This is a genomic window from Lysobacterales bacterium, assembly GCA_014946745.1.
GTDB lineage: Bacteria > Pseudomonadota > Gammaproteobacteria > Xanthomonadales > Xanthomonadaceae > Aquimonas.
Genome location: JADCRD010000001.1, coordinates 2,831,099 through 2,849,681 on the forward strand (window position 1 = coordinate 2,831,099; position 18,583 = coordinate 2,849,681).

Genomic DNA, 18,583 nt, shown 5'->3' on the forward strand with positions numbered 1-18,583 from the left:
CGCTGATATCGAGCACGCGTCGGCGCCGACTGCGCGCGGGCGCGCGGGTTGCGGCATACGCGATGCGCTGCTTGGGTGAACGCGCGGGCTCAGCGGATGAAGTTGAACAGCGAGTTGCCCTGGACCTTGGTAAAGGTGGCCTGGGCCGCCTCCAGCATCAGCAGCTGCTGGCTCAATCGACTCGCGGCCTCGGCGTAATTGACGTCGCGAATCTCCGACAGCGTGGTCGACAGACTGAGCACCTGCGAAGCGCGCTCTTCGGTGGTGCGGTCGAGCGTGTTGAGGCCGGCGCCCACCTTGCTGCGCGCGTCGATGATCTGGTCCTGGGCGACGCCCAGATCTTCGAGGCTGGCGAAGAAGGCGTTGCGCTGCGCGGCGCGCTCGGGCGGCGTGGTCGAGGGCATGCGCAGCGCGTCGATCACGCCCTGCACCGTGGCGAACATGTCCTGCCGGGCCGAGGGCTGCACCGTGAAGCTGTCGCCCGCCGCCGGCACACCGCTGAAGCGCAGCTGCGCGCCGCCGAACTCGATGGCCTGCCCGGCGGTATAGGTGCCGGTGGCGATCACGGTCGAGGCGCCGTCCTGAACGCTGTAGCCGCCTGCGCCATCGAAGGTGATGCGGTAGTTGTCGGGCACCCAGGGCGTGCTGCCCGACAGGCCCGCCGAATCCAGGATCAGGGTGCCGGCATTGGCCGCATCCGGCCGCGCCGCGAAGGTGCCGTTGCCGGTCGGCACGCGCAGGAAGATCTCGCTGCCCGGCGCCACATCGGCCACCGACAGCGAGGGCGAGACATCGACGCGCCGCTGCACCTGATCGCCCGCATAGATCACGCCCGTGGGGCCCGGGGTGAACGGAATCGCCGAGCCCTGGCTGCCCGCAAACAGGTAGCGGCCGCTGCCATCGTCGCTGTTGGAGAGCGCGTACAGGGCCTCCAGCTGCTGCTCCAGCTCGTCGGCGATGGCGGAACGCGACTCAGCGTTCTGGGTGCCGTTGAAGCCCTGCACGGCCAGCTCGCGCACGCGCAGCAGGCGATCGCCGGTGGCGGTGAGGGCGACCTCGGCCAGGTTGAGCCGATTCGCCAGGACGTTGGAGTTCGCGCCAAAGCGCTCCAGCTCGGCGCGGGCGCGGTCGAGCTGGACGATCGAGCCAGCGCCGACGGGGTCCTGCGAGGCAGTGTTGATCTTCTGCCCGGTCGACAGCTGCAGCTGGGTCTTGAAGGATTCCGCCTGCCGCGCCAGCAGCGCGTTCAGGCTCTGGGTGAACTGCAGATTGGTGGAGATGCGCATGGCTATCGCCTCACGGCCGCGAGCAGCGAGTCAAACGCCGCGTTGGCGATGCTGATGATCTGCGCCGCCGCCTGGTAGGACTGCTGGAACTTGAGGAGATTGGCGGCCTCCTCGTCGAGGTTGACGCCGGACACCGCATCGCGCTCGGTCTGCAGCTGATTGTCGATCGCCTGCTGGGCGCCGAGCGTGAACTCGGCCTGGCGCGCAGCGCCGCCGAACTGCGAGGTCATCTCGCTGAGCGCGGCGGTCAGGTTCTGGTTGCCGCCGTTGAACACGCCGACATTGCCGACATTCGCAAGCAGGCGCGCATTGCCGTTGTCGCCGGAGCGCGGGCCCATGGCGGCGAAGTTGAACTGGTCGCCTGGCGCAGGCGTGCCGTCGAGCGTGACCTCCCAACCGTTGACCGCGATGGTGTCGCCCGGCGTATAGGCAAACGCACCGGCGCCGTTGATCGAATACACGCCGGCGGCGGTGAACTCGATGACCACCGGCGCCTGCAGATTGGGGTTGCTGGGGTCAGTGATGCGCAGCGGGCCCAGGAGCCCGTTGCCGGTGTTGTCGAGCGCAGCGCTCGCGCGCACCGGCAGGGCGGCGGCGATACGGTTGGGGTCGGTCATCGCCATCGCCATCTGCCGCGCGGCATCCGAACCGGTGCGCACCTGGATGTCGTCGCCGACAGCCGGTGTGCCCGTGACTTCAAGACTGACGCCCTCAACGATGAAGGGGTCCGCGGCAGTGCCGGTGCCGGTCATCGGCAGGGCGGCGCCGGTCGAGGCCAGCCGCGCCTGCCAGTTGGCGCCGTCCCAGCGCAGCACGATGTCGCGGCCGGTCATGGCGCCGACATCGCTGATGCCGGCGTTGAAGTTGGCGGTGCCGGCGTTGTTGATCGAGGGCAGCACGGTCGGCGCGATCGGCCGGAAGAAGTCGGTGCCCAGGTTGCCGTTGAAGTCGACGCCGGCGCGCTGCTGGGCGTTGAAGGATTCGGTCAGGCCGATCGCCATACGGCCCAGCTGGGCCATCGCCGGGTCGATGACCTGGTTGCGGAAGTTGAACAGGCCCGCCAGCTCGCCGCCCAAGCCTGCGGTGGGCAGGCTGGTGACGCCGACCGGGCCGGTGATGCTCAGCTGCTGGCGGTCAAGGCGGAACGGGTCGCGGGTCACCGCGATGGTCTGGGCGGTGTTGCCCAGCACCAGGCTCGCGCCCGAGGCCGTCTGCACGTTGATGGCGCCGTCGTCCTGCTCGAAGGTGATCACGCCGATCTTGGCGGAGAGCTCGCGCACGGCCTGGTCGCGCTGGTCCAGCAGGTCGTTCGGCGGCTGGTTGAATTCGCCGCGGGCGCGGACGATGTCGCGATTCAAGCGCGCGATCTGGGCGCTCAGGCTGTTGACCTCGGTCACCGTATTGCCGATCCGCTGGCCGGTTTCGAGATCCAGCTGGTTCAGCTGGTTGGCCTGGGCGCGGAAGCGGCCTGCGGCGTTTTCGCCGCCATCCAGCATCGACTGCCGGGCCGCCGCCGAGGTCGGCTCGGTGGCCACGCCCTGGGCGGAATCGAAGAAATCGGAAATCGGCCGCGTGAGTGAGGTGCCCGATTCGCTGACCACGCGGTCGACGCGGGTGGCGAGCCCGGACAGCACCTGCAGCCGGCCCAGCTCGGAGGCGCTGGCATCCAGCCGCGACACCAGAAAGCTGTTCAGCATGCGATTGACGCCGCTGATCTGTACCCCGGCGCCGAGAAACCCGAAGCCCTGGCCTTGGCCCACGCGCGATGAGAACTCGACGCGCTGGCGGGTGTAGCCCGGCGTCGACGCGTTGGCGACGTTGTTACTGGCCGTGGCCATAGCCCGCTGGAAGGCCAGCAGGGCGGACGTGCCTATCGAAAACGGATCGGACATGGGATCACCTCTCCCGGCTTAGCGGCCAGGACGCGCCGGACTTGAGGGCGGCAGCGCCGTGCGGATTCAGCCGCGCAGGCCGAGCGCCGAATCCGCAGCTCCCTGCAGGTTCTGCGCCAGCACCGGCGCGCGGAGGTCTGAGCCGTTCGCGGCCAGAGCTTCGAGGGCGCGGTTCAGGCGCGGGCCGTGGGCAATCGAGGTCAGCTTCTGCGCGTACTGCGGGTCGGTGGCATAGCCAGCGCGCTGCAGGGCGGAGGCATAGGCTCGGCTGTCCGCCGCCACGGCCAGCGCTGGTGCATAGCGCGGACTGCCGCGCAGCAGGGCCACATAGTCGCTGAAGCTCTGCTCGATGCTGTCGTAGGTGCGGAACTCGGCGCGCTCGGCCTGCATGCGGCCGTCGCGGAACTCCTGGGTCAGGTGCGAGGCGCGCTCGCCGCTCCAGCCGCGGCCCGCCTTGATGCCAAACAGATTGTGCCCGGCCTCGCCGTCGCGGGCGGCGGGCACATGGCGCCCCCAGCCGGTCTCGAGCGCGGCCTGCGCGACCAGCATGCGCGGATCGACCCCCAAGGCTTGGGCGGCGCGCTGGGCGTAGGGCCAGATGCGCTCGACGAACTGCTCGGGCGTCGACTTGCCGGCGCTGAGCGCCGCCACGCCCGGTGGCTTGGCGGCCGCCGGCCGCTCCAGCGGACGCGATTCGCGTGTCGGCGCGGCCTGAACCGCATCGCTCCGCGGGGCCGAGCTGGCAGCTCCGCTGGCAGCACCCTCGCCGCGCCCGCCGACCTGATGCAGTGCCGCCTCGCGATCGATCCGCTGCGCCGGCAGCAGCCGCGCATAGCCTTCGAGCGAATACGCCCGGCCGGGCTGCGCGATGTGCACGGGCAAGGCCTCTTCGTCACTGCGGCCTTCGAGCGCGGCCTGCTGCTGGCGCAGCGAGCGCTCGATCAGCGGTGCCAGACCGAAGCCCGCGCCCTGGCTTGCGCTCTTCACCACCTCACGGTCGTGCATTTCGCGGAACAGGCCCGACTGGCCCGGGAACAGCGCGTCGCCCTCGCCCAACGAGGACTCGCGCATGGTCTTCAGCATCTGCTCGACGAACAGGGCCTCGAACTGGCGCGCGGTGTCGGCCAGCTTGTCGCCCGCCTTGGGCGCGGCGGGCGCGCTGGTCGCCAGCCGGTTCATCAGTGCGAGATCAGGAATGCGCGCGTCCATGGGCGGCAAACCTCAGATGATTTCCAGCTCGGCGCGCAGCGCGCCGGCCTGCTTCAGCGCTTCAAGAATGGCGATCAGATCGCCCGGTGCGGCGCCGACCTCGTTCACCGCGCGCACGATCTCCTCCAGCGAAGTGCCGCCCTCCATCAGCACCATGCGGCTCTCCTTCTGCTCGACCTGCACGTTGCTGGCCGGCGCGGCCACGGTCTCGCCCTCGGCCAGCGGATTCGGCTGGCTGACTTCGACGCGCTCGGCGATGCTCACGGTAAGCGAGCCATGCGCCACCGCGGCCGGCATCACCCGCACGCCAGCGCCGATCACGATGGTGCCGGTGCGCGCGTTCACCACGACCTTGGCCGGCGCGTCGCCGGGCGTGAGCTCCAGGTTCTCCAGCTGGGCCATGAAGCCCACCCGCGCCGAGACGTCGAAGGGCGCGCGCACGGCCACGCTGCCGCCATCGACGGCGCGCGCAGTCTCCGGCCCGTAGGTGCGGTTCACCGCTTCGACCAGGCGCTGGACGGTGGTGAAGTCGGCGCGGTGCAGGTCGAGCACGAGCTCCTCGCCATTGACGCTCATACCGTCAGGCACGGCGCGCTCGACGATCGCGCCGTTGGGGATACGGCCGGCGCTGGGCACGTTCACCGAAATGCGCGAGCCGTCCGCGCCCTGCGCGCCGAAACCGCCGACCACGAGATTGCCCTGGGCGATCGCGTAGACCTCGCCATCAGCGCCTTTCAGCGGCGTCATCAGCAGCGCGCCGCCGCGCAGGCTGCCGGCGTTGCCGATCGAGGACACGGTGATGTCGATGGTCTGGCCCGGCTTGGCGAAGGGCGGCAGCTCGGCGTGGATCGCCACCGCGGCGACGTTCTTGAGCTGCGGATTCACGTTCGGCGGGATGGTCACGCCCAGCTCGTTGAGCATGGTCTTCAGACTCTGCACGGTGAACGGCGCCTGCGAGGTCTGGTCGCCGGTACCGTTCAGGCCCACTACCAGGCCGTAGCCGATCAGCGGGTTGCTGCGCACGCCGTTGACGCGGGCGATGTCCTTGACGCGTTCGGCCACAGCCGGCGTTGTCGCGAGCAGCAGACCGATGAAAGCAGCGGAGATCAGGCGGCGCATGGGGCACCTCACATCGGGAAGGCAGCGGACTGGAAGAAGCGGGTCAGCCAGCCCTGGGCATTGGCCTGGGCGAGGCTGCCGCGACCGCGGTAGGCGATCTGTGCGTCAGCCACGCGCGAGGACAGGATGGTGTTGTCAGGGCCGATGTCGGCCGGGCGCACGATGCCCTGGATCTGGATGTGCTCGTTCGCCTGGTTGATGCGGATCCACTTCTGGCCACGCACGACCAGATAGCCGTTGGGCAAGCGCTCGGCGACGGTCACCGTGACATTGCCGTCCAGGCGATTGCTCTGGGTGGAATTGCCGCTGCCCCCGAACTCGCTTTCTGCGCCCAGCTCGGAATCGAGCGTGCGGCCGCCGATTGTGGCGGGCGCGCCGAACAGGGTCGGCGCCGGCACCGCGACATTGGAGCTTTTCGACGCGTTGGTGCTGGACGTCGCGCTGGCCTGGGTGCGCTCGACCAGCTGCACGGTGAGGATATCGCCGACGTGGCGCGCCTTCTGGTCGGCAAACAGCGACAGCCCGCCCGTGCCGCCGCCGCGATAAATCGCGCCGGGCGCGGGCATTGGCGCCTGCGCATTCGAGGGGTAGCTGGGCTCGAAGCCGGCGGGCGGCAGGCTGGGGCCGCTTGCGGCGCAGGCGGTGAGCAGCAGGAAGCAGGCGACTGTGGCGGTGCGCGCGATCATGGCCGGGCTCACAGGTTGTTGTTCAGATAGGCCAGCATGCCGTCGGTGGTCGAGATCGCCTTGGCATTCATCTCGTAGGCGCGCTGGGTTTCGATCATGCTGACCAGCTCCTCGACCACGTTGACGTTGGAGCTCTCGAGCGCGCCCTGCTGCAGCAGGCCCAGGCCATTCAGGCCCGGCGTCGACTGCTGGGCCGGGCCGCTGGCGCCGGTTTCGACGAACAGGTTCTCGCCCTTGGCCTGCAGGCCGGCGGGATTGATGAAGTCGGTCAGGCTGACGTTGCCGATCTGGATCGGCTGGGCCTGGCCTGCGAGCTGGACCGACACCGTGCCGTCATTGCCGATGGTCACGCTCTGCGCGCCCTCGGGAATCTGGATGCCCGGCTGCAGGGTGTAGCCCGAGGCGGTGACCATTTGGCCCTGGTTGTTGATCTGGAAGCTGCCATCGCGGGTGTAGGCGGTGCTGCCGTCGGGCAGCAGCACCTCGAAGAAGCCGCGGCCGTTGATGGCGAGGTCCAGCGCGTTGCCGGTCTGCAGCAGGTTGCCCTGGATGAAGTTCTTCTGGGTCGAGACCACGCGCACGCCGGTGCCGGTGGTCAGGCCCGAAGGCAGCTCGGTCTGCTGCGAGGAAGCGCCACCCGGCTGGCGGATGTTCTGGTACAGCAGATCCTCGAAGCTGGCGCGACCGCGCTTGAAACCGGTGGTGTTGACGTTTGCGAGGTTGTTCGAGGTGACCGTCATGCGCGTCTGCTGCGCATCGAGACCGGTCTTGGCAACCCACAGGGACTGGAACATGGCTGTACTCCGATGCCGGGGGGCTAGCCGCCCATCCGCAGCAGGCTGTTGCTGGCGCGGGCGTTTTCGTCCGCGGTCTTGATCGAGCGGATCTGCATCTCGAAGCTGCGCGAGAGTTCGATCATCTTCACCAGCGCATCGCTGGCATTGACGTTGCTGCCTTCGAGCACGCCGGTCATCAGCACCGCGCCGCCCACGGGCGCCGCCGGCTCGCCGTCGCTGCGGCGGAACAGGCCGTCAGGCCCGCGGCTGATGTCCGCAGCCGGGGCCTCGACGACCTTGATGCGAGCGACGATGGCCTGGGTCTCGGGCCCCTGCCCCAGCGGCACAATCGAAATGCTGCCGTCGCCGGCGATTTCGAGCTTGGCGTGCGGCGGAATCGCGATCGGGCCGTTCTCGCCCAGCACCTGACGCCCACCTGCCGTAGTGAGCAGGCCGTTCTGGTTGACCTGCAGCTCGCCGCTGCGGGTATAGGCCTCGTTGCCCTCGCCGTCGGCCACCGCCAGCCACAGGCCTTCGCGCAGGGCGACGTCGGTGTCCTTGCCGGTCGACAGCAGCGGGCCCATGCGGTTGTCGAAGCCGCCGTCGACGCCGGTGGCGTCGTAGCGCGACTTCAGGCCGTGGCCTTCGATCTTGAAGGTCTCGGTATGCGACAGCAGCGCCCGGAACCCGGGCGTGCTGACGTTGGCGAGGTTCTGCGACACCGCCCCCTGCGCACGCAGGGTGCTGGCGGCACCGGTCATCGCGACGTAGAGGGATTTGTCCATGACGCTCGCTCCGGGGCTTCGACGATCAGCGGATGTTGATCACGGTCTGGGTGATCTGGTCGGCGGTCGAGATCATCTGCGCGTTGGCCTGGAAGTTGCGCTGCGCGTTGATCATCTCGACCAGCTGCTCGGTGATGTCGACGTTGGAGGCCTCCAGCGCACCGGCCTGCAGCAGGCCCAGATTGGCGCTGCCCGGCGCACCGCGCTGCGGCTGCCCGGACTCACTGGTCTCGCCCCAACTGGTGTCGCCCAGCTTCTGCAGGCCCTGCACGTTGGAGAAGCCGGTCATGGCGATCTGCCCCAGCGGAATGGCCTGGCCGTTGGTGTAGCGGGCCGAGACGATGCCGTCCTCCGAGATGTCGAGGTTCGACAGGCGTCCCGTCGGATAGCCGTCCTGCACCAGACGGTTCACCGAGAAGGTGCTGCCGTACTGGGTAGACTCGCCAAGCTGCAGCGTGAGTTCGATGTCGTTGGCGCCCGTGGTGGGCGTGTACGGCGGCAGCGTGATCTCGCCGGTCGCGGGCGTGACCAGTTCACCCGCGGGTCCATACTCCAGGGTCTGCGCACCGCCCACGGCGGTTCCATCGATCTGGGTGTGGAGCTGCCATTCACCGGGGTTGGCGGTCTTGACGTAGTAGAAGGTCGCGTTGTGCGACACGCCCAGCGAGTCGTACACGGTGACCGTGGTGGCGAAGTTGTAGGTCTGCGCGTCGGCCGGATTGAAAGGCGCCACGGTCGGAGGCACTGCATCGGCCGGCAGATTGGTACCGATCTCGACGATCGAACTGGCCAGCGGCGGCGCTTCGCCAAGCGCAAGCCGCAGATCGGTCAGCTGGCCGTTGTTGAAGCCGGTGATCTGGCCGGTGGCGGACACCGTCGGCGGGAACACCTGCAGGCGGTCGCCGACCGGATTCACCACGTAGCCTGCGCGGTCGACGCCGAAGTTGCCGGCGCGCGAGTAGACGGTCTGGCCATCGCGATTCAGGGTGAAGAAACCATTGCCCGAGATCGCCATGTCGAGCGCGTTGTCGGTGAAGTTGATCGTGCCTTGGGCGAACTGCTGGGCGACGTTGGTGACGCGCACGCCCGCGCCAATGGCATTGCGCTGCAGGCCGTAGCCGGAGTTGGCGAAAAGATCACCGAACTCCGCGCGCGAGCGCTTGAAGCCGACGGTGTTGACGTTGGCGATGTTGTTGGCCGTGGTGTTGAGGCCGGCGGAAGCGGCATTGATGCCGCTCAGTGCGATGCGAAAGCTCATGGCGGTAGTCCTCTTCCGGCCTCTCAGGCCTGTCCGATGCGGGTGATGCGGTCAAAGGTGGTCGGGCCGACCCCGACCAGGTTCAGAACCACCCCTTGCGAGGTGTAGGAAACGCTTTCCACGCGGGTCGCCACCTGCACCTGGGCCGCCGTGGTGTTCTGTTTGGCGGTGATCCGGTACTCGCCGGTGGGCGCAGGCTGGCCATTGGCGTTCAGGCCATCCCAGCGGAAATCGGCGGCGCCGCCAGCGCGGGCCTCGACCACGAAGCTGCGCACCAGCTGTCCGCCCGGGGTGCGGACTTCCACCGTCACGGGGCCGGGGCCGGGGGCCTTGAGCGAACCCTGCACGCCGGATTCGCCCTCAAGGGTTGCGATGTTGGTGCCGATATAGGCACTACGACCGACCATGGAGGCCGCCTGGAGGGCTTGGGATTCGCCAAACATCAGGCCGAGGTTCTGCAGCCCGGTGTTCATCTGCTCGATGCCCTTGACGGTCGAGAACTGGGCCATCTGGCCGATGAACTCGCCCTGCTCCATGGGCTTCAGCGGGTCCTGGTTCTTCAGCTGCTCGGTCATGAGACGCAGAAAATCCTGCTGCCCCATCTCGGTCCGCCGCTGCGGCCCGATCGAGGCTTGCTGTCGCACGCCCAGCTGGGTGTACAGGTCTGCACTGTTGACGCTCATGGTGATGCTCCAATGCGTGCAGGCGCGCGGTCAGCGGCCCACGTTGAGGGTGGCGAGCGCGAGTTCCCTGCTCGTGTTGAGCATTTCGACGTCCGCCTGGTAGGCGCGGGCGGCCGAGATCATGTTGACCATCTGCGCGACCGGGTCGATGTCCGGCGCGTAGACGTAGCCCTGCGCATCTGCCAGCGGGTTGCCAGGTTCGTAGCGCTTCAGCGGTTCGGCCTCGCTCTGCTCGATCCGGGTAACCCGTACACCGGCAAGTCCGGGCTGGGAGGGGTCGAGCACTTGGCTCTGGAACACGGGCTCGACCGGCTTGTAGACCGCCTGCGGATCGCCGGTGACGTTGCCGGCGTTGGCAAGATTGCTGGCGATCGTATTGAGCCGCACCGACTGCGCGGCCATGGCTTGTCCCGCGATATCGAAAATCTTCATCGACGGCATGGCGGCTAGTTCCCGGTGATCGCGGTCAACAGCCGGCGCACGCGACCGTCCACGAAGTTCAGGCTGGCGCGGTACTCGAACGCAGCGCGAGCGAAGGCAGCCTTTTCGTACTCGGCGTCAACGGTGTTGCCGTCCAGGCTGGGCTGCAGGGGCAGTCGGTAGACGAGATTGTCCGGGCCGGGCTCGGTCACTCCGCCTTGATGCCCGGCTTGCGTCTGGACTGGCGCGCCGGGCGGCGATTCGCCCATGGCACGCTGCAGGGCAGCCTGGAAATCGACGTCGCGCGCCTTGTAGTGGGGCGTGTCGGCGTTCGCGATGTTGGAAGCGAGCACCTGCAGGCGCTGCTGACGCAGGCTCAAGGCCGCGCCGTGCACGCCGAACAGGTTGCCGCCGATGGGATTGGACTCGCTCATGTCCGGCTCTCCGGAACGCCTGTTGCCAGGCTCGCTGGAGTAGCGGCAAGAGCTGTGCCAGAGCTTTTGTCAGAGTTCTGACGTCATTTTTGTGGCGCCCTCTGCGCGGAGGTCGGCGTCGGAACTACACCTCTTCGGTCAAGCCCAGCATCTCGAAGCGGTCCAACACGCCCTCAGCGAGGTCGTCGGGACTGAACTTGGCAACAAACGCATTGGCGCCCACGTGCTCAACCATCGCGGTGTTGAAGATGCCGGACAGCGATGTGTGCAGCATCACCCACAGATCGGACAACTCGGCATCGCGACGAATCTCGGTGGTCAGGGTGTAGCCGTCCATATCCGGCATCTCGATGTCGGAGATGACCATGGCGTAGTGCTCGGACGGCTTGATCCCGCGCTTGGCGAGGTCCTTGAGATGGTTCAGCGCCTTGCGTCCATCCGGCAGCAGCACGCAGCTGGCACCGAGGGTCTCGACCACGCCCTGGATCTGATGCTGGGCCACGCGCGAGTCATCAACGATGAGAACACGCACACCCGCTCCAGCCACGGCCTGCAGCCGCATCTCTTCGGAGAGCTGCGGCGCACCGCCTATGACTTCAGCCAGCACCTTTTCAACATCGATGATCTGGATGAGGTCCTCGTTGTAGCGCGTGACCGCCGTCAAATACGAACCGCCGCTGCTGTCCGGCGGCGGCTTCACGTTTTCGACTGCGATGTTGACGATGCGCTCGACCGCGCTGACCAGAAAGCCCTGCACCGAACGGTTGAACTCGGTAACGACGAGGTAGTCGGAGCGGTCGAGGCTGGACTCGGGATGCCGGATGGCTGCACCGAGGTCCAGCACCGGTATGGAGCGCTTGCGGATATCGGCGAGGCCCAGCAGCGGTGGGCGCGACTGCGGCAGGGGCTGCAGCGGCGGACGCTTCAATACCTCCTGCACTTTGAAAACATTGACGCCAAAAAGCTGGCGCCCGCCCAGACGAAAAAGCAGCAGGGCCAGACGATTGTGACCCGCCAGTCGGGTCCGCTGCTCAATGCGATCCAGCAGATCGGTGCTCATGCGCACTCCTGATGAGGGGCGAGCTGCCCCGCCGGAAGACCCCCGCGCGCACTCGCCAACTCGAGCAAAATGCGCGCGAATCAAACGCTTGCCGTTGACCCTCGAACGGGCCCAACGCCTTGCTGGGGAGCACGCGCGGCGCTGTGGTCACGCGGCCCAGCCATTCCGCCCACGGCGTGCAAGGTTTGCGCCGACGGCGCGCCAGCGCCCGCGCATCGACGGGCATGCAGCTTGCACGCAGGGGCTGTCCCCTCGCTCGCCCGGTGTCCCATGTCCTGCAAGCGCCTGATGGTCCGACTGCTCCTGCTGCTCGCCCTGCCCGCGTGCGCCTGGGCGGAGGGCGGCTTCGAGGCGGTTGAGCGCATCGCAGCAGCGGCGGTCTCAGCCGTTGCGCCGGACGCCGGCATCGACCCGCGCGTGCGCGCCGAGGCCGCCATCGACAGCGGTCTTCGCATGCCCGAATGCAGCGGCGGCCTCAGTGCACACGTGGGCCACCGCGGCGTTGCCGAAGTGAGTTGCTCAGGCCCAATGGCTTGGAAGCTGTTCGTGCCGGTAAAGGTCTCGCGGATGGGAGACACGCTGGTGCTTGCCCGACCGCTCGCGGCGGGACAACCCGTCACCGCGGACCTCGTGCGCGTCGAAACCCGCGACCAGGCGGGCCTTGCCGCCGGTGCTCTCGAGCGACCAGAGCAGGCCATTGGCCGCATTGCCGCGCGCCCGCTTGCCGCCGGCAGCGCTCTCTCGACCGGGGATCTGCGCTCCCCAAGACTCGTCAAGCGCGGCGACCAGGTCACCCTGATCGCGCGTCGCGGGGGCTTGGAAGTGCGCAGCCAGGGTCGCGCCCTCGGCGAGGCCGGCGAGGCCGAACAGGTGAACGTCGAGAATCTGAGCTCGCGCCGACAGGTTCGCGGCATCGTCAACGCCCGCGGCGAGGTTGAGGTGCTGCTGTGATGAGGGCGCGCTCAAGTCGTGCCTTTGGGGCCACACCGCTCGGTCATTGGACTTCAGCGCTGACGCTCGCGGCGAAAGCCCCAACAGCGTGTCGAATAGCTCCCCTGTTGGGAGTTGTTCGTGTTGGCGGTCCGGCGCAGGTCCGTACCGCCTCCCGACAAATCCATCGCTTAGGCGCTTGCTTTGTCGACTCGCCCCTCCTTGGCCCATCGAGCAGGCTGATTTTCAGCAGCCCGCTAAAGTCCCGCCGCGGGCGGCCGATAACCCCTGCACATGGCGGCACAGGGAGTACAGCATGAACACCAAGATCGACGGACTCGGCGGACCGCGGCTCGAACCGCAGGCGCGCCGCGTGGGCAGCCCGGGGCAGGATTCGGTCGGTGCGATCAGCAGCACCAATGCGCTTCGCTTGGACGACGACTCGGTGCAGATCAGCGCGACCGCCACGGCTGCCACGTCGGCGGGTTTCGATGCCGCGAAGGTCCAGCAGCTGCGTGCCGACATCGAAGCCGGACGCTATACCGTGGACGCGCGCGCGCTCGCCGCGCGACTGATGGAAATCGAAGGCAGCCTGAAGTGAGCTTGGACGACGCACTGCAGGGCCTGATGCAGGCGATCGAGGCTGAGCGCGGTGCGCTCGTTGCGCTCGATGGCGCCGCCCTGGTGCGCGCGGGTGAGGCGAAGCTCGCGGCTTTGGATCACATCGCGGCCTGCGCACAGAATGGGTACTTCCAGGGCGAAGCGCAGGCCGGCCTGCAAAGGGCCTATGAGCTGCATCAAGCCAACGCCGAGTTTCTGCTGCGGCGAAAGCAGGAAACTGCCTGGCTGCTGAAGATGCTGGGCGCGGTCGATCCCGCCTCCGCCTATGACGCCAGCGGCGACCGCCGCGACTCTGCGATTACCCGTCACATCGCAGAGGCATGAGGCTTGCAGCTCTGCGCGGGTGATCCGCGCCCTCGCCCCTGGCCAAGCGCGGCCGTCTGATCGTTGCGCGAGGTCGATGTCGCTTGAACAGTCTCCTGCCTCAAGTTGTTCCCGAAGCGAGCCCAAAGGGGCCGCTCGGGGCGCTTGCGTCGATCTCGGCGGCACCGGACAGTGGCGCGGTTGCCCAGGCGCAGGAGGCGCCCATGACCGCTGCACCCGAAGCCCATGCTGAGCTCCTGCCACTGATCAAGGTCGTGGCCGACAACAGCCAGAATCCCATCTTCCTGATCGATCCCGAGCTGGAGATCCTCTACGCGAACCGGGCGGCCCACGCCATCACGGTACAGATCGCCGTCGGCTCGGGCCGTCAGCCGGGCACACGTCGCATCACTGACCTGCATCCCGACCTGTTGCCAGCCTTCGCGCTCGAGATGGCGGCCAATGCAGGCGAGTGGAACGGCGAAGTGGCCCTTCCCCTGGGGCAGCGCCGGCCTTTGGTGCTGATGCTGCAGATCAGTGCCGTACGCGCCGCGGACCACAGCCTTCAGTGCTACGGCGTGTCTGCCCGCGACATCAGCTTCGAGTACGCACGCAAGACCGAGCTGCAGGCCCGCAACGCCGAACTGGAAGTCGCGTACCGCAAACTCAAGGGTGCGCAGGAGCAGCTGCTGCAATCCGAAAAGCTGGCCTCGATCGGTCAGTTGGCCGCGGGCGTGGCGCATGAAATCAATAACCCGATCGGCTACGTCCATTCGAATCTGGCAACGCTGCAGGAGTACAGCAAACACCTGCTGACCCTCGTCGATGCGTACGACCGCGCTCTGGGCGCAAGCGACCCGGAACGGGCGCGTGGCGAAGTGCGCGATCTGCGGCAGCGCCTCGACATCGAGTTCCTCCAAAGCGACCTTCCGCAGCTCATTGAAGAGTCGCGCGAAGGCATCGAACGCGTTCGCAAAATCGTGCAGGACCTGAAGGATTTCTCGCGTAGCGACGCACGCGACAAGTTCGTGCTTGCCGATATTCATCGCGGGCTCGACAGCACCCTCAACATCATCTGGAACGACCTCAAGTACAAGGCGCAGGTGGTCAAAACTTTCGGTGATGTTCCGCAGATCGAGTGCATTCCCTCCGAGTTGAACCAGGTGTTCATGAACATTCTGCTCAACGCGGGTCAAGCCATCGCGGAACGCGGCATCGTCACCGTCAGCACCAGCGTTGATGGCGATCATGTCGTCGTTGCGATCGGGGACGATGGAGTCGGCATCCCGGAGGACGTACTGCCGAAGATTTTCGATCCCTTCTTCACGACCAAACCCGTGGGCACGGGGACGGGACTTGGACTCGCCATTTCCTACGGACTGATCAAGAAGCATCACGGCAATATCGATGTCACCAGCACTCCCGGCGAAGGCACCCTTTTCCTTATCCGCCTTCCCATCACCCAACCCAAGATCGAGGGTAAGGTTCCATGAGCCGCGAAGCCGGCGTCTACCGCGTTCTTCTCGTCGACGACGAAGCCAACGTGCTGAACGCACTGCGGCGCTGCTTGTCGTTCATCAACGTCGACATGCTCGGCGGTCAGGGTATCCAGGTCGAAACCTATACCTCGACCGAGATGGCGCTGGAACGCATGGAGTCCGAGGACTTCGACCTCGTGATCAGTGACTACCGCATGCCGGAAATGAATGGCGTCGAGTTCTTGAGCCGCGCGATTGGACTGCAGCCGCACGTGGCCCGGATGATCTTGTCGGGTTACGCGGATCGCGACGCCATCCTGGCGTCGATCAATGAGACCCAGGTCTCGCGCTTTCTCTGCAAGCCCTGGGACGACGGCGAGCTGCGCAATCTGGTCGCAAGCACGCTCGTGCAGTCGCGCATCATTCGAGAAGCACTGAGCCGAGCAGCGAGCGCCAAGAACACTGCATCGACCGGACGGATGGCGGTAGCAAGCGAACTTGACCGGCTTGAGAGCGAGTTTCCGGGCATCACCCGCCTGCAGCGCGCCGAAGACGGCGGAATCATTCTGTCGCTGGATGACGATCTGTAAGCATCGGAGCGCCCAAACCGTGGCCTGCGTGAATGGCCCGGCGCCGAACTCAGCCGTCGAGGTATGCGCACCCCAGCGAAGCACAGCCCCAGCGGGGGCCTAGAAGCCTGCGGGTCAGAACCCATCGAGGCAAAGCGTGAGGCGCTAGAACGGTTTTCAGGCGATTCGCCGGCCTGTAGTGGTGCTGCATGGCCAAGAATCGGCGGAAGAGCGGGCCGCTCAGGCGCGTTTGCAGCCCGGTTGCTTCTGCCGCTCTGGCTCCTGGGGCGACGATCTGCGTCAGCACTGGGTCAGGCTTCGCCCAAACCACTCCGCAAGGCCCAAACGACGAAGGGCGCCCGAGGGCGCCCTTCGCTTTCAAGCCTTACGCGAGACTACTTACTGACCGCGGCGGAAGCCGACGAAGGCCAGACCCAGACCCGCCAGCAGGGCGATCAGGGCGATCTGCGACCACGTCGAGCTGGCCGGCACGACGGCCGGACGCGGCACCGGCGGCGGCAGCGTGCTGCCGGTCGAGGTGAAGTTGAACACAAACGGGCCGCCCGGAGCGTTGCTCGTGCAGCTGACGGTGCCGGTCGTGGTCACGCCATCGGCGGGAACCGTGCAGGTGGCCGTCACGGTCTGCGAGGCACCCACCGCGAGGCCAGTGGCCGCGCCGCCGGTGACGCCCGTGACAACACCAGCGCCGGTGCAGGTGAAATCAAGCGCCGAACCCGCGCCCGGATTGCCGTTGTTGGTGATGACGATCTGGCGCTGCACCGTGGTGCCCGCCTGACCGCTGCAGCTGATCGCCGTGGCCGGGGTGTTGGTCGCCGGCGAAGCACCGAAGCCCGGGCCCGGGACCGGAGTGCCCTGGGGGCAGCTCAGCGGCCAGGTGCGAGAAGCACCCGCGGTGCTGTCGGAGTCGGTTTCGGTACAGGTCAGGGTCGCACTGGCAGCACCACCCGAGTTGGGCAGGGTGCAGGTCAGGGGCAGCGTGCCGGTAGCGCCAGCGGCAACAGTGATGTTGGCCGGAGCCGTACCGAACGAGGCAGCGCCTGCGCCGGTGATTCCGCAGTTGGTCACCGTGCCCGAACCCACCGTGCCGCCGCCAGTGACGGTGATCGAGGCATTCTGGGTGGTCAGAGCAGTGCCAGCCGGGAAGGTGATGGTGCTACCGGCTGCCGGCGCGTAGGACAAGGTGACGTTCGGCGGGGCGGTGATGATGTTCACCGTTCCATCCACGAGTGTGCACGCCGTAGCCGTGCCGCCGGCGTTCTCAAAGCAACCGTCTCCGAGACCCGCATTGAACTGCAGATCCAGCGACGTCGCGCCGACGGGAGCTGCGGCCACCGACGAGAACGCAATGGTGCAAAGCGTGCTCGATGCCAACGGAGTGGTCGTGTTGTTCTGGGTAACGATCAGGATGAGGCCAGGGGCCGGATTCGTACAAACCGGATCGCCAGCCGTCAGGGTGGGAGTCAGGCGCGTCTGGTCATAGATCAGACGCCCCTGGACGTTGCCCGTCTGATCGCCGGCTGCGGGCACATACTGGATCGTATGCGGAGTGGGAGAAGTTGCACCGCCCGCCTGAAGCGCGGTGGCGGTGCTCGGGCTGATTGATACAGTACCTGCGAACGCGCTGCCGCCGATGGCGGACAGACACATCGCAGCAAGAAGCTTCTTGCTCACGTTCATTTTTTCTTCCTTACAGGGCTAGTGCTGTCGTCACTTCGTTACTGAACCGTCTCAACGTCGATCAGCTGGGCCTGCGCGTCAGCAGAGTACAAACGTTCCAGCACGAATTCGCCGGTGCCGCCAATCGCCTTGATCGTTCCCAGCGAAATCAAGCCCGCTGGAAGAGGAACGCTCTGGTCGTTGACGATCATGATAATCAGCTTTCCATCCACCACGTTGTGCTCAGCAGTGAAACCCTTCGGAAGGGACTTGGCGAACCCCGAAAGATCCACCTGCGCCTTGCCGGGAACCAGGATTTCAAACTGAAGCCCAACAGCGCGCCCGTCGCTCATGTAGTCAACGGCGACGGAGGAACCACTCTTACTCATCCCCTTGGTGAAAAGGAGTTGGTCGGCGCTTGCGCTGGAAGCGAAAGCAAACAGACCCAGGACAACTGCGGCAACGATCGACTTCTTCATACTGTTCTCCCGGATCCTCAGTTAACGCCGCCGCAGAAGGTACCACCCTGGCCCGACGAAATGATGCCGTTGACCTGGATGCGATCCTGAATGGACACCACGCCGTCTTCGTTCATGTCCGGCTGACCCCTTGCTACGCCCGTACCCGTTGTCTGACCGATGATCTGATTGTTCAGCGAGATACGGTCCTGAATATTGATGATCGTGTCCGTATTCACGGCGTTTCCGCGGCACAGTCGGCCGATGGGCGTCGTGGCAGAGCGGGTCGAGTTGTAGTCATCCAAAACCATGGCGCCGGGGCCGGTGCCAATGAAGCCAATGGCAGCAGAGCCGACCGTCCCCGTGACGGAAGTGCCCGTCACGGTTGTGGCCGTGGCAGCTCCGGCGCACTGCACGGACGCGGAGAATGCAGCTCCGCTCGAATGGAACACCTCGACCGAACACCACCGATTCGCCGGGGCCGTCACGGTTGCGACGCCCGTGGGGCCACTGAAGGAGATCGCGGAGCCGTTGAAGCTTGCGCCGACGATCTCCGCACCCGCCGAGTCCTCGCCGGCGGTCGCGGTGAAGAACTTGCCGCTGGTGCTGGTGAACACGTAGAAGCGCGCGCGGAAGTTAGCCTCGGCGCTGGGCGTGTTGTCGGTGACGAATTCACCCGCTGACGCCTGAATTGCGCACTCACCGCTGTACACGGGAATCTTGTTCGGGTCGCCGGCCGGAAGCGCCGTGCCGCTGGCAAGCACACCTGAGGCGGCGGCCGCGTTGCCAAGCCACGCGTTCTTGTTGCACGCCTCCGCCGAAGCGAAGGGCAGGGCCATCAGCATCGCTGCGGCCAGGACACTCTGAGTCAATGCTTTCATTTCCACCCTCTTGTGCAGTATGTGCTGCAAGCCACTGATCTGGACGGATTTCGCCCGG

The 18,583-nt window shown here is 66.7% G+C and carries 20 protein-coding genes; 5 read left to right on the forward strand and 15 right to left on the reverse strand.

Annotated elements, in window-relative coordinates; all coding sequences use genetic code 11:
* Nucleotides 1-89 precede the first annotated feature (89 nt).
* The 12 genes from flgL to H4O13_11395 all read right to left on the reverse strand — a co-directional run bounded on the left by flgL (nucleotide 90) and on the right by H4O13_11395 (nucleotide 11,608).
* Nucleotides 90-1,286, reverse strand: a complete 1,197-nt coding sequence (gene flgL / locus H4O13_11340) for a flagellar hook-associated protein FlgL (protein MBE5315978.1) — start codon at nucleotides 1,284-1,286, stop codon at nucleotides 90-92.
* A gap of 2 nt (nucleotides 1,287-1,288) precedes the next feature.
* On the reverse strand, nucleotides 1,289-3,178 hold the full coding sequence (gene flgK, locus H4O13_11345; protein MBE5315979.1) for a flagellar hook-associated protein FlgK: 1,890 nt from the start codon (nucleotides 3,176-3,178) through the stop codon (nucleotides 1,289-1,291).
* A gap of 66 nt (nucleotides 3,179-3,244) precedes the next feature.
* Nucleotides 3,245-4,387 (reverse strand): flagellar assembly peptidoglycan hydrolase FlgJ, encoded by a 1,143-nt coding sequence (gene flgJ / locus H4O13_11350; protein MBE5315980.1) that lies wholly within the window; start codon nucleotides 4,385-4,387, stop codon nucleotides 3,245-3,247.
* A 12-nt stretch (nucleotides 4,388-4,399) separates the two neighbouring features.
* Nucleotides 4,400-5,506 carry a flagellar basal body P-ring protein FlgI gene (locus tag H4O13_11355; GenBank protein ID MBE5315981.1) on the reverse strand — a complete coding sequence of 369 codons (1,107 nt, stop codon included), beginning with the start codon at nucleotides 5,504-5,506 and terminating at the stop codon, nucleotides 4,400-4,402.
* Nucleotides 5,507-5,514: 8 nt separating this feature from the next.
* On the reverse strand, nucleotides 5,515-6,192 hold the full coding sequence (gene flgH / locus H4O13_11360) for a flagellar basal body L-ring protein FlgH (protein ID MBE5315982.1): 678 nt from the start codon (nucleotides 6,190-6,192) through the stop codon (nucleotides 5,515-5,517).
* A gap of 8 nt (nucleotides 6,193-6,200) precedes the next feature.
* Nucleotides 6,201-6,986, reverse strand: a complete 786-nt coding sequence (gene flgG / locus H4O13_11365; protein ID MBE5315983.1) for a flagellar basal-body rod protein FlgG — start codon at nucleotides 6,984-6,986, stop codon at nucleotides 6,201-6,203.
* Nucleotides 6,987-7,009: 23 nt separating this feature from the next.
* Complete coding sequence (locus H4O13_11370; protein ID MBE5315984.1) at nucleotides 7,010-7,753, reverse strand: flagellar basal body rod protein FlgF; 744 nt, start codon at nucleotides 7,751-7,753, stop codon at nucleotides 7,010-7,012.
* Nucleotides 7,754-7,778: 25 nt separating this feature from the next.
* Nucleotides 7,779-9,011, reverse strand: coding sequence for a flagellar hook protein FlgE (flgE, locus tag H4O13_11375; protein ID MBE5315985.1), 1,233 nt, complete (start codon nucleotides 9,009-9,011; stop codon nucleotides 7,779-7,781).
* Nucleotides 9,012-9,034: 23 nt separating this feature from the next.
* Nucleotides 9,035-9,694 (reverse strand): flagellar hook assembly protein FlgD, encoded by a 660-nt coding sequence (flgD, locus tag H4O13_11380; GenBank protein MBE5315986.1) that lies wholly within the window; start codon nucleotides 9,692-9,694, stop codon nucleotides 9,035-9,037.
* Between the two features lie 30 nt (nucleotides 9,695-9,724).
* Nucleotides 9,725-10,135, reverse strand: a complete 411-nt coding sequence (gene flgC, locus H4O13_11385) for a flagellar basal body rod protein FlgC (GenBank protein MBE5315987.1) — start codon at nucleotides 10,133-10,135, stop codon at nucleotides 9,725-9,727.
* Nucleotides 10,136-10,140: 5 nt separating this feature from the next.
* The gene (flgB, locus tag H4O13_11390) at nucleotides 10,141-10,548 is read right to left on the reverse strand and encodes a flagellar basal body rod protein FlgB (GenBank protein MBE5315988.1); all 408 of its coding nucleotides are present in this window, start codon (nucleotides 10,546-10,548) and stop codon (nucleotides 10,141-10,143) included.
* Between the two features lie 124 nt (nucleotides 10,549-10,672).
* Nucleotides 10,673-11,608, reverse strand: coding sequence for a chemotaxis protein CheV (locus H4O13_11395; protein ID MBE5315989.1), 936 nt, complete (start codon nucleotides 11,606-11,608; stop codon nucleotides 10,673-10,675).
* A 270-nt stretch (nucleotides 11,609-11,878) separates the two neighbouring features.
* On the opposite strand from H4O13_11395, the gene flgA reads away from it, so the two are divergent.
* The 5 genes from flgA to H4O13_11420 all read left to right on the forward strand — a co-directional run bounded on the left by flgA (nucleotide 11,879) and on the right by H4O13_11420 (nucleotide 15,530).
* Nucleotides 11,879-12,559 (forward strand): flagellar basal body P-ring formation protein FlgA, encoded by a 681-nt coding sequence (gene flgA, locus H4O13_11400; GenBank protein ID MBE5315990.1) that lies wholly within the window; start codon nucleotides 11,879-11,881, stop codon nucleotides 12,557-12,559.
* A 295-nt stretch (nucleotides 12,560-12,854) separates the two neighbouring features.
* Nucleotides 12,855-13,139, forward strand: coding sequence for a flagellar biosynthesis anti-sigma factor FlgM (flgM, locus tag H4O13_11405; protein MBE5315991.1), 285 nt, complete (start codon nucleotides 12,855-12,857; stop codon nucleotides 13,137-13,139).
* Between the two features lie 26 nt (nucleotides 13,140-13,165).
* The gene (locus tag H4O13_11410) at nucleotides 13,166-13,483 is read left to right on the forward strand and encodes a hypothetical protein (protein MBE5315992.1); all 318 of its coding nucleotides are present in this window, start codon (nucleotides 13,166-13,168) and stop codon (nucleotides 13,481-13,483) included.
* A gap of 83 nt (nucleotides 13,484-13,566) precedes the next feature.
* Nucleotides 13,567-14,955: a sensor histidine kinase gene (locus H4O13_11415; protein MBE5315993.1), complete on the forward strand. Its 1,389-nt coding sequence runs from the start codon at nucleotides 13,567-13,569 to the stop codon at nucleotides 14,953-14,955.
* Nucleotides 14,952-15,530: a response regulator gene (locus H4O13_11420; protein MBE5315994.1), complete on the forward strand. Its 579-nt coding sequence runs from the start codon at nucleotides 14,952-14,954 to the stop codon at nucleotides 15,528-15,530. The genes H4O13_11415 and H4O13_11420 overlap by 4 nt, the downstream gene beginning before the upstream one ends.
* Before the next feature lie 378 nt (nucleotides 15,531-15,908).
* Here H4O13_11420 and H4O13_11425 read toward each other — a convergent pair whose 3' ends face one another.
* From H4O13_11425 to H4O13_11435, 3 genes are all read right to left on the reverse strand, one after another.
* Nucleotides 15,909-17,057 carry a hypothetical protein gene (locus tag H4O13_11425; GenBank protein MBE5315995.1) on the reverse strand — a complete coding sequence of 383 codons (1,149 nt, stop codon included), beginning with the start codon at nucleotides 17,055-17,057 and terminating at the stop codon, nucleotides 15,909-15,911.
* A gap of 188 nt (nucleotides 17,058-17,245) precedes the next feature.
* Nucleotides 17,246-17,665, reverse strand: a complete 420-nt coding sequence (locus tag H4O13_11430) for a hypothetical protein (protein MBE5315996.1) — start codon at nucleotides 17,663-17,665, stop codon at nucleotides 17,246-17,248.
* A gap of 17 nt (nucleotides 17,666-17,682) precedes the next feature.
* Nucleotides 17,683-18,525, reverse strand: a complete 843-nt coding sequence (locus H4O13_11435; protein ID MBE5315997.1) for a hypothetical protein — start codon at nucleotides 18,523-18,525, stop codon at nucleotides 17,683-17,685.
* Nucleotides 18,526-18,583 lie beyond the last annotated feature (58 nt).